Annotated in this window: 16 protein-coding genes; 8 read left to right on the top strand and 8 right to left on the bottom strand. The window is 35.4% G+C overall.

Annotated elements, in window-relative coordinates; translation table 11 throughout:
* Nucleotides 1-9 precede the first annotated feature (9 nt).
* The 4 genes from idi to IEW45_RS05250 all read right to left on the bottom strand — a co-directional run bounded on the left by idi (nt 10) and on the right by IEW45_RS05250 (nt 3,854).
* A complete protein-coding gene (gene idi / locus IEW45_RS05265; protein WP_188620179.1) occupies nt 10-549 on the bottom strand; it encodes an isopentenyl-diphosphate Delta-isomerase in 540 nt (179 codons plus the stop codon).
* 159 nt (nt 550-708) lie between these two features.
* A complete protein-coding gene (locus IEW45_RS05260; protein WP_188620178.1) occupies nt 709-2,019 on the bottom strand; it encodes an ABC1 kinase family protein in 1,311 nt (436 codons plus the stop codon).
* A 12-nt stretch (nt 2,020-2,031) separates the two neighbouring features.
* Nucleotides 2,032-2,694: a TetR family transcriptional regulator C-terminal domain-containing protein gene (locus IEW45_RS05255; RefSeq protein WP_188620177.1), complete on the bottom strand. Its 663-nt coding sequence runs from the start codon at nt 2,692-2,694 to the stop codon at nt 2,032-2,034.
* 104 nt (nt 2,695-2,798) lie between these two features.
* A complete protein-coding gene (locus IEW45_RS05250; protein ID WP_188620176.1) occupies nt 2,799-3,854 on the bottom strand; it encodes a DUF2891 domain-containing protein in 1,056 nt (351 codons plus the stop codon).
* 89 nt (nt 3,855-3,943) lie between these two features.
* On the opposite strand from IEW45_RS05250, the gene IEW45_RS05245 reads away from it, so the two are divergent.
* Nucleotides 3,944-4,183 carry a hypothetical protein gene (locus tag IEW45_RS05245; protein WP_188620285.1) on the top strand — a complete coding sequence of 80 codons (240 nt, stop codon included), beginning with the start codon at nt 3,944-3,946 and terminating at the stop codon, nt 4,181-4,183.
* Between the two features lie 69 nt (nt 4,184-4,252).
* Here the strand turns inward: IEW45_RS05245 and IEW45_RS05240 are convergent, their stop codons facing one another.
* Nucleotides 4,253-6,448, bottom strand: a complete 2,196-nt coding sequence (locus tag IEW45_RS05240; protein ID WP_188620175.1) for a RecQ family ATP-dependent DNA helicase — start codon at nt 6,446-6,448, stop codon at nt 4,253-4,255.
* An 89-nt stretch (nt 6,449-6,537) separates the two neighbouring features.
* Between IEW45_RS05240 and IEW45_RS05235 the strand changes: the two genes are divergently transcribed.
* The 4 genes from IEW45_RS05235 to lptB are packed head-to-tail and all read left to right on the top strand — an operon-like array spanning nt 6,538 to nt 9,492.
* Entirely contained in the window at nt 6,538-7,503 is a 966-nt protein-coding gene (locus IEW45_RS05235; RefSeq protein ID WP_188620174.1) for a KpsF/GutQ family sugar-phosphate isomerase, read from the top strand.
* A 5-nt stretch (nt 7,504-7,508) separates the two neighbouring features.
* Nucleotides 7,509-8,327: a twin-arginine translocase subunit TatC gene (gene tatC, locus IEW45_RS05230; RefSeq protein WP_188620173.1), complete on the top strand. Its 819-nt coding sequence runs from the start codon at nt 7,509-7,511 to the stop codon at nt 8,325-8,327.
* 2 nt (nt 8,328-8,329) lie between these two features.
* Nucleotides 8,330-8,689 carry a carboxymuconolactone decarboxylase family protein gene (locus IEW45_RS05225; RefSeq protein WP_188620172.1) on the top strand — a complete coding sequence of 120 codons (360 nt, stop codon included), beginning with the start codon at nt 8,330-8,332 and terminating at the stop codon, nt 8,687-8,689.
* Nucleotides 8,690-8,706: 17 nt separating this feature from the next.
* Nucleotides 8,707-9,492, top strand: coding sequence for an LPS export ABC transporter ATP-binding protein (gene lptB / locus IEW45_RS05220; protein WP_188620171.1), 786 nt, complete (start codon nt 8,707-8,709; stop codon nt 9,490-9,492).
* Between the two features lie 4 nt (nt 9,493-9,496).
* Here lptB and IEW45_RS05215 read toward each other — a convergent pair whose 3' ends face one another.
* Genes IEW45_RS05215 through IEW45_RS05205 form a run of 3 tightly spaced genes read right to left on the bottom strand, consistent with a single transcriptional unit; the run spans nt 9,497 to nt 11,556 of the window.
* Entirely contained in the window at nt 9,497-9,868 is a 372-nt protein-coding gene (locus IEW45_RS05215) for a 2-dehydro-3-deoxyphosphooctonate aldolase (protein ID WP_188620170.1), read from the bottom strand.
* Nucleotides 9,869-9,928: 60 nt separating this feature from the next.
* Nucleotides 9,929-10,807: a glycoside hydrolase family 25 protein gene (locus tag IEW45_RS05210; protein ID WP_188620169.1), complete on the bottom strand. Its 879-nt coding sequence runs from the start codon at nt 10,805-10,807 to the stop codon at nt 9,929-9,931.
* Nucleotides 10,807-11,556 (bottom strand): CDP-alcohol phosphatidyltransferase family protein, encoded by a 750-nt coding sequence (locus IEW45_RS05205; RefSeq protein WP_188620168.1) that lies wholly within the window; start codon nt 11,554-11,556, stop codon nt 10,807-10,809. Before IEW45_RS05205 ends, IEW45_RS05210 begins: the two co-directional genes overlap by 1 nt.
* Nucleotides 11,557-11,657: 101 nt before the next feature.
* Between IEW45_RS05205 and IEW45_RS05200 the strand changes: the two genes are divergently transcribed.
* From IEW45_RS05200 to IEW45_RS05190, 3 genes are all read left to right on the top strand, one after another.
* Nucleotides 11,658-12,731, top strand: coding sequence for a putative type IX sorting system protein PorV2 (locus tag IEW45_RS05200; protein WP_444542657.1), 1,074 nt, complete (start codon nt 11,658-11,660; stop codon nt 12,729-12,731).
* 14 nt (nt 12,732-12,745) lie between these two features.
* Nucleotides 12,746-13,873: an Lnb N-terminal periplasmic domain-containing protein gene (locus IEW45_RS05195; protein ID WP_188620167.1), complete on the top strand. Its 1,128-nt coding sequence runs from the start codon at nt 12,746-12,748 to the stop codon at nt 13,871-13,873.
* A gap of 70 nt (nt 13,874-13,943) precedes the next feature.
* Nucleotides 13,944-14,684, top strand: a complete 741-nt coding sequence (locus IEW45_RS05190; protein ID WP_188620166.1) for a tyrosine-protein phosphatase — start codon at nt 13,944-13,946, stop codon at nt 14,682-14,684.
* Nucleotides 14,685-14,695: the final 11 nt, after the last annotated feature.

The following is a 14,695-nucleotide window of genomic DNA, read 5'->3' as shown; positions in this document are numbered from 1 at the left end:
CAATGGTTATTATTTGCATATTGCATTTTTATGATCTTCTATATAATGATAGAATTTATCGAATATTATTTTAAACCAAGCGGTATAAATATCAGGATTTGCTCGCATATCTTCTTTAACTTCGTCAATACCCATCCATTTCCAGCTTTCCGCTTCATCAGGATTAATATTAGGAGCATCCTCATAATAGCCAATCATTACATGGTCAAACTCATGCTCGGTGAGCCCGTTATCAAATGGTGCTTTATATATAAATGAGAAAAGCTCTTTTAGTTCTGCTTGTATACCCATTTCCTCCATAAGCCTGCGGTTCCCTGCCTGAATGTTACTCTCCCCTTCGCGCTGGTGACTGCATGTAGTATTTGTCCATAACAGCGGAGAATGGTATTTTGCTGCTGCACGTTGTTGCAGCATAATTTCATTTTTGGAGTTTATTATAAATATAGAAAAAGCCCTGTGCAAAAGTGCTTTTTCGTGTGCTTCCATTTTAGGCATTAGCCCTATTGGTTCATCCTTTTCGTTTACTAATATTACTTTTTCTTCTGCCATATACCTTTTAATAGCTTTCAAAAATAATAAATTACTTCGGCTAAACAGAAGTAACCCGCCTTTTTTACAAAAGGTTTATAATTTTTACTCAATACTAAATTAATAAAATAAAAGCCCGACAACTGTCGGGCTTCTTCAATTAAAATTTACTAACAATTATTATGATGAAAGATATTTTTCGAAATCGTAAATGTTTATCTCTGCTTTTAAATCGAACAGCAGGCTATACAAACCAAAGTAAGTACGGTTTACATATATAAAGTGTTTAGAACCTCGGTTGTTATTCATTTTTCGTAAAACCTTGTCATTTGCCAGCTTTTCACTCAAAGCAGCAATAGCATTACTGAAATCAGGCTTACCAAAGTCAAACTTTTCATGCTTATACGGCTCTATAAATATAGACAGTAGCTCTTTAAACATAGCGAAGAAAAAAGCCTCTTCTTCGGGACTGTCCTCTTTATGTAGAACACCTAGCTCTATTAGTTTCTCTTTAAAAAGTTTATCATTATCTACTGTTTCAGGCTGTATCATTTCAAAATACGGCACATAAAAATCTTCCGGTAATTTCTTCATACAACCGAAGTCAATAGCAATAAGGTTGGCATTTTCATCTATTAAAAAGTTACCGGGGTGCGGGTCGGCATGAAACTTCTTTAAACCATGTATTTGATACATATAAAAGTTATATAATGCCTGCCCTACTTTATTTCTTTCCTCCTGTGTATGCTCTCCTTTACACCATTCCGAAAGATGTTGCCCCTGCATCCAGTCCATTGTAATTATCTTTTCGCAAGATAATTCAGGATAGTACTTAGGGAAACGGATGTTTTCCAGCACAGCACAGTCTTTTCGTACCAATTCACTTTGTTCTAATTCCAAAGCATAGTCGGTTTCCTCCATCAATTTACATTCAATCTCCTGAAAGTATTCATCGCTTGTGCCTTGCAGGTTAAACATACGTACAGCAATAGGTTTTACCATAGCAATATCAGTGCCTATGCTGTCGCGTACTCCGGGATACTGAATTTTAACAGCAAGTTCTTTACCGTCTTTCTTTGCTTTATGTACCTGCCCTATACTGGCAGCATTTATACTTTCGGCACTAAACTCATCAAATAGTTCATGTGGCTCTTTACCGAAATATTTTTTAAATGTTTTTATAACCAATGGTGCTGATAATGGCGGTACGGAAAACTGACTTAGCGAAAACTTCTCCACATAGCTTTGTGGCAGTAAGTTCTTTTCCATACTTAGCATTTGGGCAACTTTTAGTGCACTGCCTTTTAGTTCTTTTAAGCCATCATATATATCAGATGCATTATCCTCATGTAAAGAATCTTTAGTAAGTTCCGGGTTTACCATTTTTTTACCGTAGTACTTTAGGTAGTTCCCACCTATCTTTACACCTGTAGACACCAGTTTTGATACCCTGTCAATTTTTTTTGTGGGTATAGAATCTAATCGTTTCATAAACAAAGGGTTTTAAGCGGTGGTAAACCTTTCTTTCCAGATAAACTTACCCAAATCAAGCAAACTGTTTAACGGCGTATTATACACAAGGTCTGATGACGCTTTTACCGATTTCTCGATAAATACATCTGTTTTCTCAAAACTTGGTGAAGTATCATCCAGCCAAAATTTAAAGATTGAAAGGAACTGTAACCAAGCACCTTCCTGCAATGCTTTTTCCTGTAGCTTTTCAGCATCTTTTACTTTTATTTCTATCGGCTTTTCTAATACTTCATTAGCATAAGCGATAAACGACTTTCTCAATCCTCTTAATTTTAAAAGGTTTTGAAGTCTTGATTTTCCGTTACCTATAAGGTAGATCACAAAACTGCGGTTTGCTGTAGCCAACTCGAAGAACGTAAAATAAAAGGCTGATAGTTTTTGTGTACCTTCAAAATCTGAATAAGCCGGAGATTTTTCAAGCATTTCTATTGTATAGCTATACATTTCATTAAAAAACTCCTGCTCTAGTACATCAAACGAAGTAAAGAATTTATAAAACTCTGCTTCTTCAAAACTATTGTCTTTTGCAAACTTATACACCGTAGCCGGCTGACTTCCGTTTACAAGGCAATAGTCGGTATATTTTTCTATTATATCTTGTTTGGTAATGATTTTTGCTTTTTTTGCTGCCATAACAATTCATTTTGTCTAACAAATTTACCGAATTATACAGCAACAACGTGTTGAACGGCTGTTAATTATCGTTCAAAAAAATTGAAAGTAAGCAGTAAATACGGCTATTTACCTTTTTCTTCAAAAGCATGTAATGCAAACGAAGCTAACCAATGTTCCCCTTCATAATTACCATCTACTATAGCGGGTAAGGAATATTGCAAATGCTGATTTGCCAGCTTTTTTAAGTGTGTAAATTGTTTAGGGTATGTATTTGCCAAACGGTAAAAATTCCAGGCACGGCTAAAATTAAGCCCATCCAAATGTACTAAATGCCCGTCATTACGGTCTGACACTTCTCCTGGTTTCCAAGTATAATCCTTATTAAATAACTTGGGAGCAAAATCTTTTAACCATTTTAAAAATACTTTTTCAGGTAAAATGCGCTCCATAATACCTATTTCTTCCATACATGGCGATAAAAAGTCGGTACCGCTCGGCTCCCAGTCAAACGGGCAATTGTTATCATTTTCAAATAATCGAAGGGCATTATCTTTTATTGCCTTTTGTAACGGTTGATTATTAGCATGCACTGCATAGTCCCACGCGAATGACATCCCGAAAGCAGTATTGGTGTGCGTACCTACGCGCTGCGGATAGTTTAATTTTGGTAAAAATTCAATATAGCGTTCTGCTATAATATCGGTAAGCGGTTGCAGATTTTTAGCCAGTTCCTGTGCAAAAGGTTTGTTATACGTATCTAACTCCTGTTGCAACTTTAAGAGCCAAGTCCAACCATAGGTACGTTCGTATGATTTATTATGTTTTTTATTAAGATACGCTATTTCCTGTGCTATATTTTCTTTTGAAAGGTTCGTTTGCAGCTTACTGATTATCTCCTCTCTTCTTTCTAACTCAGGGAAATGTTTTAACAGGTACACCAAACTCCAATGCCCGTGTACTGATGAATGCCAGTCGAAACAACCATAAAAAGCAGGATGTAAGGTTTTAGGGTTGGCTATTTCTGTTGAATCCGCTAAAAGCTGACTTAGTTTATTAGGATACTCCTGTTGCATGCATTTTAAAGGTAAGCCTGCAAGCCCATTAGCTCGTTCAATAGTTAATTCCTGTGCTGATGTTATAGTGGTAGCAAATAATGCTGCAAGTATAATTCTTTTCATAAAAATAAGGTTGTTCTCAAAAATACAGATTTTTAGTTATACACTAAGCCTTATAAACTTATTACCTTTGCTTTTACAAACAATACAGACTGATGCGACAAATAAAACTAATATGGGATTTTAGAGGTCCTGCAGGAGCAAAAACTGCCGAGCACCACGAAATTCACCTGAAGGAATACATACAAATTGAAAAACTTCCGCTAAACATTACCGGCTTTGAGGAAATAACTGATATGCATGCCATAGCCTGGATGGTAGTAAACGAAAGCGATATGATTACTGTTCGTGATGCCTTAAAACCCCACAGAGGCGAAGTGTATGAAGGTTAGAAATAAAAAGCTCGGTAATCTATAATATTACCGAGCTTTTTTACTGTAAACTGCAACTGAATACTGAAATTAATTAGCCACTTCGCTAATAAACTTAATACGCATTAGGCGAAGTTCTTCGGTATCATAATCACCATCAAACTCTTCAAGTGCAGCTTTTATATTATCTGATTCCGACTCCATGAAGTAATCGTGAATTTCTTCCTGTTGCTCGTCATCTAAAATTTCATCTATCCAATAATTAATATTCAGTTTAGTTCCCGAATATACTATTTGTTCCATTTCCTTTAGTAATCCTTCCATATCAAGTCCTTTTGCACCTGCTATGTCATTTAAAGGTAATTTTCGGTCTATATTCTGAATGATATACAGCTTTAACCCTGAATTTGCTCCTGTAGATTTTACAACAAGGTCATCAGGACGCATTATATCATTTTCTTCTACATAACGCTCTATAAGTGATGCAAAATCTTTACCGTACTTTCTTGCTTTACTTTCACTTACTCCATGCACACTGCTCAACTCCTGAACACTTACAGGGTATTTAAGCGCCATATCTTCCAATGATGGGTCTTGGAAAACTACAAAAGGTGGTACTCCTAACTTCTTTGCTACTTTTTTACGAAGGTCTTTAAGCATACCTATAAGAACCTCATCCGTAGCACCTGAAGATTTAGCTGCTGTTATGGTTTTCTCGTCATCCTGCTCACTATAGGTGTGGTCTTCCGTCATCATGAAAGAAGTAGGGTTCTTTATAAAATCCTCTCCTTTTTCTGTCAGCTTTACCACACCGTAGGATTCAATATCTTTTGAAATTAAACCACCTACAAGTGTTTGCCTGATTAGAGCCATCCAATATTTATCATCAAAAGCAGCACCTTTACCAAATACAGGTTGAGAGTCTGTTTTATGTGATTTTATAACAGCATTTACCTTTCCTATAAGTGTAAATACCAGTTCTTTGGCTTTATATAACTGTCGTGTATCCCTAATGGTTTCCAATAAGGTAACCACTTGGTCTTTTGCTTCTACTTTACTTTTAGGAGTACGGGTGTTATCATCCATATCAGCACCCTCGCCATTTACTTCATCAAACTCTTCACCGAAGTAATGGAGCAAGAATTTTCGGCGCGACATAGACGTTTCCGCATACGCAACTACCTCTTGTAATAGAGCATACCCTATTTCCTGTTCGGCTATTGGTTTACCGGACATGAATTTTTCCAGCTTCTCTATATCTTTATACGAATAGTAAGCTAAACAATGTCCTTCACCACCATCCCTACCGGCACGACCGGTTTCCTGATAGTAGCTTTCCAGTGATTTAGGAATATCATGGTGTATTACAAACCTTACATCAGGCTTATCTATACCCATACCAAAAGCAATAGTAGCCACCACAACATCAACATCTTCCATAAGGAACATATCCTGATGTTTTGCTCGTGTTTTGGCATCAAGCCCGGCATGATAAGGCACAGCACTAATGCCGTTTACCTGTAGCACCTGAGCTATTTCCTCTACTTTTTTACGGCTAAGACAATATATTACACCCGACTTGCCTTTGTGCTGCCTTATAAAACGAATAATGTCTGATTCGACATTTTTTGTTTTGGGGCGTACTTCATAAAACAGATTAGCCCTGTTAAATGATGCCTTAAACACATTAGCATTAGGCATATCAAGGTTTTTAAGTATATCTTCCTGTACTTTAGGGGTTGCTGTAGCAGTAAGCCCTATAATAGGAATATCACCCAGTTGCCTTATAATATTTCTAAGGTTTCTGTACTCAGGTCTAAAGTCATGTCCCCATTCTGAAATACAGTGTGCCTCATCAATAGCTACAAAAGAAAGGTCTACTCCTTTTAGGAAAGTAACATATTCTTCTTTAGTTAAAGACTCGGGAGCAACATATAACAGTTTGGTAAGCCCTGAAGTTATATCGTTTTTAACCTGATTTACTTCAGATTTTGTTAAAGAGGAGTTCAATACATGCGCAACTCCCGGTTCATCAGAAAGACTTCTTATAGCATCTACCTGATTTTTCATCAGGGCTATAAGAGGTGAAACTACTATAGCAGTCCCATCTAAAGCTAAAGCGGGTAGTTGATAACATAATGATTTTCCGCCACCTGTGGGCATTATAACAAAAGTATTGTGACCGGAAATTATACTTTTTACAACATCTTCCTGAAGTCCTTTAAATTTGTTAAAACCAAAATATTTTTTTAACTCTTTATGTAAGTCAATTTCGGTTGAATCCATTATTTATTATATCGTAATTTACATAAATTTGCAGAACCTAAAGATACAAAAATCTTTAATATTCACAACTTTTTAAATAGTAACAAAGTTTGACAAATACAGCATCAATACTGGCATCTGCCAAGAAAACAATATTATCTGAAAGTGAGAGTATTGCCAGCTTAGCGCAATATCTTACAGATGACTTTGCCAAAGCTACAGAACTAATTTATAACTGCAAAGGGCGTGTAGTGGTTACCGGCATAGGCAAAAGTGCTATAATAGCATCTAAAATTGTAGCTACACTTAACTCTACAGGAACACCTTCTTTATTTTTACATGCCGCCGAGGCAATTCATGGTGATTTAGGCATGGTACAACCTGATGATGTCGTTATTTGTATCTCTAAAAGTGGTAACAGCCCTGAAATAAAAGTACTTGTTCCGCTTTTAAAGCGTTTCGGTAATATACTAGTAGGTATGACCGCCAATAAAAACTCTTTTTTAGGTAAAGAATCTGATTACATATTACATGCGTATGTAGAAAAAGAGTCGTGCCCTAACAACCTGGCTCCTACTGACAGTACAACTGCTCAACTGGTATTGGGTGACGCACTTGCAGTATGCCTTATGGAAGTACGCAACTTTAAAGGGGAAGATTTTGCTAAGTATCACCCTGGTGGTGCATTAGGTAAAAAGTTATTATTACGCGTAGGCGATATGCTTGATGATACACACAAACCTCAGGTTAGCCCTGATTGCAGCATTAAAAAAGCTATTGTAGAAATATCAGAAAAAAGGCTTGGGGTAACAGCAGTTTTGGAAAATAATAAAATTGTGGGTATTATTACAGATGGAGATATACGCCGTATGCTTAACGACCGCGATAATATAGCGGGTGTAACCGCTGCGGATATTATGACCAAAAACCCTAAAACAATAAAAACTACCGATATGGCTGTAGATGCTCTTAACCGTATGGAAAACTTTTCAATCACTCAGCTTGTAGTGGCTGATGAGGGAGAATACAAAGGAGTACTGCACCTACACGATATTTTAAAAGAAGGAATTATATAAACTAAATGGCAAAGAAAACAAAAAAAGGTCCGGGGGAAATGTCCTTTATGGATCACTTAGAAGAGCTAAGATGGTTACTGGTACGCAGTACTATAGCAATTATAATATGTGCCGGTATAGCCTTTACTTTCAGCGATTTTATTTTTGATGAAATTATATTTGCTCCGAAAAGAGGCGATTTTATCACCTATCAGTTTTTTTGTGATCTTGCCAATAAGTATGATTTCGATAAGAGCTTTTGTATGGAAGAACTTCCGTTTGAAATACAAAGCCGCACGCTGGACGGGCAGTTCAGCACCGATTTATGGACAGCCTTAACAGTAGGTTTTATTCTTGCCTTCCCCTTTATACTTTGGGAGTTTTGGAAGTTTATAAGTCCCGCACTATATGAAAAAGAAAGAAAATATGCTGTTTCATTTATAATTTTCACTTCACTACTATTCTTTATGGGGGTAGTATTCGGGTACTATGTAATTATGCCTTTATCGCTAAATTTTTTAGGTAATTACAACATTAGTGATGTAGTTAAAAATGATATTGACTTAAACTCTTACCTCAGTGTTATTAAAACAACTGCGATTTCCTGTGGTTTGGTTTTTGAGTTACCTATTATAATATTCTTCCTGTCTAAAATAGGGCTTGTTACTGCTACAACATTACGAACATACAGGCGTTATGCTTATGTAGCTATGCTAATTATATCGGCTATTGTAACACCTCCGGATATTGTAAGCCAGGCAATAGTAACAATACCATTGGTAATATTATATGAAATAAGTATTCTTATTTCTGCGAGAATGAACAGAAAAGCTAAAACAGAATAATTATGGCTGATGCAGTACAGGAGTTTAACGACTACCGGCAGAAAATGAACGAAAAATTACTGGCAGATAATAATAAGGTTATAAAACGTATCTTTAACCTTGATACTAATGCTTATGCAGAGGGTGCTCTTGACGTAAAAACTAAAGAGCTGCTTGGTTTAGTAGCATCGGCAGTATTACGTTGTGATGATTGTGTAAAATATCACATGGAAACCTGCTACAAGCAAGGTTTAAGCAAGGAACAGGTTATGGAAGCACTAAGTATTGCAACGCTTGTGGGCGGTACTATTGTAATACCACACCTGAGAAGAGCATACGAGTTTTGGGAAGCACTGGAAGCTAATGCTGCAAAAAGCGAATAGCAACAAAAAGAAAAAACATGATTTTAAGAGCAGATAATTTAATAAAGAAATATAAAGGTCGTAGCGTAGTAAAAGGCATCTCTGTTGAGGTTAAGCAAGGGGAAATTGTAGGGCTTTTGGGTCCTAACGGTGCGGGTAAAACCACCTCTTTTTACATGATTGTAGGTTTAGTAAAACCTAACAGCGGCAAAATTTACCTTGACAACATGGAGATTACCGATTTCCCTATGTATAAAAGGGCACAACACGGTATTGGTTATCTTGCTCAGGAAGCATCTGTTTTTAGAAAGTTAAGTATTGAGGATAATATAATGAGTGTACTACAGCTTACTAAACTCTCTAAACAAGAGCAGGAAGCTAAAATGGAATCGCTTATTGATGAATTTTCACTACAACATATACGCACCAACCGAGGTGACCTTTTATCCGGTGGTGAGCGTAGACGTACCGAGATAGCACGTGCTCTTGCTACAGACCCTAAATTTATTCTGCTTGATGAACCTTTCGCGGGGGTTGACCCTGTAGCGGTTGAGGATATTCAGCGTATTGTAGCCCAGCTTAAAAACAAAAATATAGGTATACTTATAACAGACCACAACGTACAGGAAACACTTGCCATTACCGATAAAACCTACCTTATGTTTGAAGGTGGTATATTAAAAGCCGGTGTACCGGAGGAACTGGTACAGGACGAAATGGTACGTAAAGTGTACTTAGGGCAAAACTTTGAGTTACGTAAAAAGAAACTGGACTTCCAGCAAAAGATTGACTCGCCTGAAATACCAGACGAGGAAACCTTCTAATTCGTTATTTTAAAACAAAACCTTTAGGAGCATATAGTTTACCCTTATCATACATATTTAAGTATAATATTTTCTTAACCGTATCTCCTTTTACTTTAATTTCATATATATCAAGCATACCTCCGCCAAAAGGAGAGCTTTTAGTTTCGAACATACAACAACTACCTCGCCTTTCAAAAGAAATTGACTTACCGTCTACTGTTCTTAATCTTTGTAAGTACGCTCTTTCATTAGCAGGACCATTGGAAAAGCCTCCAACTTTAATAGGATTACTTTCAGAATAACCATAATCATCAGCCACTTTTGATGTTGCAGTACCTGAAGAGGCACAACCTAAAAGAATACAGGCTAAGAAGAAAAATAAAATTTTATTCATATATATTTATTTAGAGTCCTAAATTAAAAAAAGAATTGAGCAATTAGGTTTATACACTATTTATTTTTCAGATATAATTTCTCTCATCAACTCTTCCAAACTGCCATTATAGATATTAACATCTACATTTCCTTCTATACCTTTTATTTGAGCTTTATCAGTAAACTGCCAAAAATGCCAGTCGCTTTTAATCTTTTCTCCAAAAACACTATAGTTGGCTACCCATAGTTTATACCCACTAAACTCGGCTTTTAAAAAGTCGGTATAATAGCTTTCTCCACTATATATAATAGGTTCAATGCCGTAATGTGACTCCACCCTACTTAACCAACGTTGTAACCCCAGCTTTAAACTCTCAAGAGTTTGGTCTCTCGGTAGTTTCTCGATATCCAGTACAGGTGGTAAATCTCCTTTTTGAAGTTTTACCGTTTTAATAAATCTTTCAGCTTGCTCCAGTGAGTTTTCATCAGGACGGTAATAATGATAAGCCCCTCTTATATATCCATTGGCTTTTGCTTTTCTCCAGTTATTTTTAAACTGTAGGTCAGTCCTGTCATTACCTGCCGTAGCACGTATGAATATAAAATGTAGCGGGAACTCCTCCTCTGCTTTTTGTAAATCCTGCCAGTTTATTTTCCCTTGATATTCGGAGATATCCAAACCAAAAACTTTATCCTTATGTCTTCCTACTATTTCATATATGCGGAGGTCTGCCAGTTTGCGCTCTTCTTTAGTTAGTGTCTCGGCATGTAAGGGTTTAAAGCCTAAATAATATAAAATACCATGCCTATATGTATACCCCAGCACTATTGAAGTTGCTACAAAAAGAAAAATAAGCCAATACTTTATTTTTACCCAAACAGAAGTTTCTTTCTTTACTTTCTTGCGTTGGGTTACTCTTGGTTTGGTTATATTTTTCTTTTTAGATGCAGGTGGCATTATACTTTAGCTTCTTTTTTAGCGAGGCTATTATTAATTACAGAAAGTATTATATAACTTAAAATACTAAGTGTTACCCCAAGATATTTCAGGAAAACAATTAGCACTATACATAACAGTAAAAAGAATACTTGCAGTTTTATTTTATTAAATTCGAATGATTTTACTTTTAGCGAAAAAAGCGGTATCTCAGCATTTAAAAGATATGCACTTAAAAAAGAAATACCAATTAACACATAAGGATTCGCTAATGTCTCAAAAATAAATCCACTAGGGTAATACTGCTCTAATACTAACGGTATACTTAATATAAATAATGCATTTGCAGGTGTTGGTAAACCTATAAACGATTCCGTTTGGCGGGTGTCTACATTAAACTTTGCTAACCTGTAACACGAAGCCAGTGTAATTACAAAGCCTAAATAAGGTACATATCTCAATAACAAGTCATTTCCTAAATCCATACTTCTGCTTATACCGTATGAAATAGATAGGAGCTTATACACAACAACACCCGGCACAACACCGCTGGTTACCATATCTGCTAACGAGTCCAGTTGTAAACCTACAGGACTTTGTGCTTTTAAAATACGTGCTAAAAAGCCATCCCAAAAATCAAAGAAAATACCGGCACAAACCCACACAAAAGCCATTTTAAAATCGCTGTGAAAAGCATAGACAAGTGCTATAAGCCCCGAAAAAAGGTTAAGTAATGTAAATAAATTAGGAATATATTTCTTTACAGCCATTGACTTCTAAATTTAGTAAGCCCAAAGTTAACACAATAAGTTAATTGAAATGGAGTTTAGTAATTAAGATTTTTATGCAATATTTGCACAAATTAAACGCTTTGAAAAAGTTATTTTCAGTTTTATTCATTTTAACATTCACGCTAACTTATAGTCAAGCTATTAGAAAGTACTCTAATGAGTTTATGAATATAGGTGTTGATGCAGCAGCTCTCGGTATGAGCAATGCAGTTACTGCCCAAACAGCAGATGTAAACTCAGGATACTGGAATCCTGCCGGGCTTCTTAAAGTAGAAGACCAACAAGTTGCCTTAATGCACGCGAGTTATTTTGCTAATATAGCACAGTACGACTATGCAGGCTTTGCTATGCCTATTGATGACCGCTCAGCATTTGGAGTTTCTGTAATCCGCTTTGGTGTAGATGATATATTAAATACTACTCAACTTATAGATAGCGAGGGTAATATAGATTATAACCGTATCAGTTTATTCTCAGCAGCTGATTATGGTGTAACGGTATCTTATGCACGCTCACTTCCGCTTGACGGACTTAATTATGGTGTAAATGCAAAAGTTATACGCCGTGTAATTGGTGAGTTTGCCAACTCTTGGGGTTTTGGTTTTGATATTGGCATACAGTATGAAACCCGAAATGACTGGAAGGTGGGTTTAATGCTAAGAGATATTACTACTACTTATAATGTATGGAATATTAACGAAGATGAATTTGCTACTATAAGTGATGCTGTACCGGGAGAAAATCAAGACCTACCGGAAACTACTGAAATTACTCTACCAAAAGCTCAGCTTGGTTTTGCTAAAAAGTTTGTTATACATTATGACTACAGTATTTTAGCTGCTGCTAACTTAAACATGCGTTTTGCAAAAACAAATGATATTATTTCATCTGACATTGTTAGTATAGACCCTGCTCTAGGTTTTGAGTTTGGTTATATAGACCTTGTTTTTGTTAGGGGCGGTGTCGGCAATTTCCAAAATGTAGAACAAATTGATAATACCAAGAAAATAGGTTTTCAGCCTAATATAGGACTAGGCTTTAAATACAAAGGTATAGCAGTGGATTATGCCCTTACCGATATTGGTGACCAAAGTGTTGCGTTATATTCAAATATCTTTTCACTTAAAGTAGATTTAGGTACCTTTATCCGGTAAAAAATTATTACCCGATGCAAAGCCAAAAATTACTAACACTACTATTATTTTGCCTGTTATTACCCTTCCAGAAATTACAAGCACAACAAATTCCATTATCTGACAGGGCTTCTGTTTCTTTATTAACTTGTGGTACAGGAGAGGAACTTTATGCTACTTTTGGTCATACTGCGATAAGGGTATATGACCCTTTAAGAGGAATAGACACTGTTTACAACTTTGGCACATTTGATTTTAGCACTCCAAACTTTTATTTAAAGTTTGTTAAGGGCGATTTACAATACTATGTATCTGTAGCATCCTACAGAGATTTTATATACGAATATGAATATTACCAAAGAACTGTTTATGAGCAAGAGCTTAATTTAAGTCAGTCGCAAAAGCAAGGTATTGCTAACGAACTTAATGCCATATTATCTTCCGACAGACGCTTTTATACTTATAAGTTTATTGACAGGAATTGCACCACTATGGTGGCTGATATTATTGCTGATAATATAGATGGCGATATATCTATGGAAACGTCAGATAAAGGAATGACTAACCGGGAAATATTATACAACTATTTAGATGGTCATTTCTATGAAAAACTAGGTATAAACTTAATGTTTGGCTATAAAACAGATAAAACAGCCGACAAGCTATTTTTACCTAACGAATTAATGGAAGGGGTTAGCAATACTGTAATTAATGATAAACCACTATCTGAGCCCATTAAAACAGTATATCAAGGGAAGGATAAAGAAGTTCCATTTTCATTTTGGAATAGTTTTTACAGCTTTATATTAGTTACAGTCTTATTATTATTTCTTACTAAACATAAAATTGTACGTATCACTTATTTATTACTAGTTGGATTTATTGGCGTTTTCTTTTGTGTAATAGGCTTATTCTCATACCACTCAGAACTAACACAAAACTATAATGCTTTATTAGTAAACCCAATATTTTTAATTTTAGGATTACTTAGTTTTGGCAGAAATAAAAAAATAATAAGTCTATTTACTTACTTATACTTTCTATCATTACTAGTTTATGTGGTATTTATGCTGAATAAACCTCACTTGGTGATTATACTACCATTGCTTGTTTTAAATGTAGTAACTGTATTAAGAGTTTTACGTCAGCCTGAAAAACCATAGCTTTCCTTTATATTTATACATAAAAAGAGAAAGCATTATTTTTACAGTATAAATTTCTAAAAAAACAAATTTGCTCTTTTTCAAGAAAAAACATAAAAGCAGCTTAGCTGATATTATTCCTAATGGATATGTAGATATTCATTCTCACCTTATGCCTGATATTGATGATGGGGCTGAAAATAATGAAGATACGCTGAAACTAATTGACACACTATCAAGCTATGGGTTTTCTCAGTTTATAACTACCCCTCATGTACTTACAGGAGTTTGGAACAATACTAAAGATGATATTTTACAAAAGGAAGAATATACCAAAGCATTATTAAAAAATAAAGACATTAAACTTCCTTTTAAAGCAGCAGCTGAATATTTAATGGATGATGTTTTTTTAAAGCTATTGCAAAATGAAGAACTGCTTACTATAAAAGATGAATATGTATTGGTAGAGATGTCTTACCTGAACCCACCAATGCAACTGTATGATATTTTATTTGAGTTACAGCTAAAAGGCTACAAGCCTATATTAGCACACCCTGAACGTTATAATGCTTACCATAATAACTATAAAGAATTTGAAAAGCTAAAAAAAGCAGGGTGTTTATTCCAGATAAATTTATTATCTACTACAGGGTATTATGGCAAACCTGTTTTTAAAACTTGCGAAAAGTTATTAAATGACGGTATGATTGATTACACTGGCTCTGACGTACATCATACAAGACATGCTTCTGCTTTTAAAAATCCTGTATTACTAAAAGATACTTCTGTTTTAGAAAAGGCTCTAAAAAACAATTCCCTTTTCAGTATTTAGAAAAGGGAATC

The organism is Flavobacterium suaedae (genome assembly GCF_014642915.1).
In the GTDB taxonomy this organism is placed as follows: Bacteria; Bacteroidota; Bacteroidia; order Flavobacteriales; family Flavobacteriaceae; genus Flavobacterium; species Flavobacterium suaedae.
The sequence above is the reverse complement of the archived record's forward strand: the minus strand, read 5'-3'. Positions and strand labels throughout refer to the sequence as shown.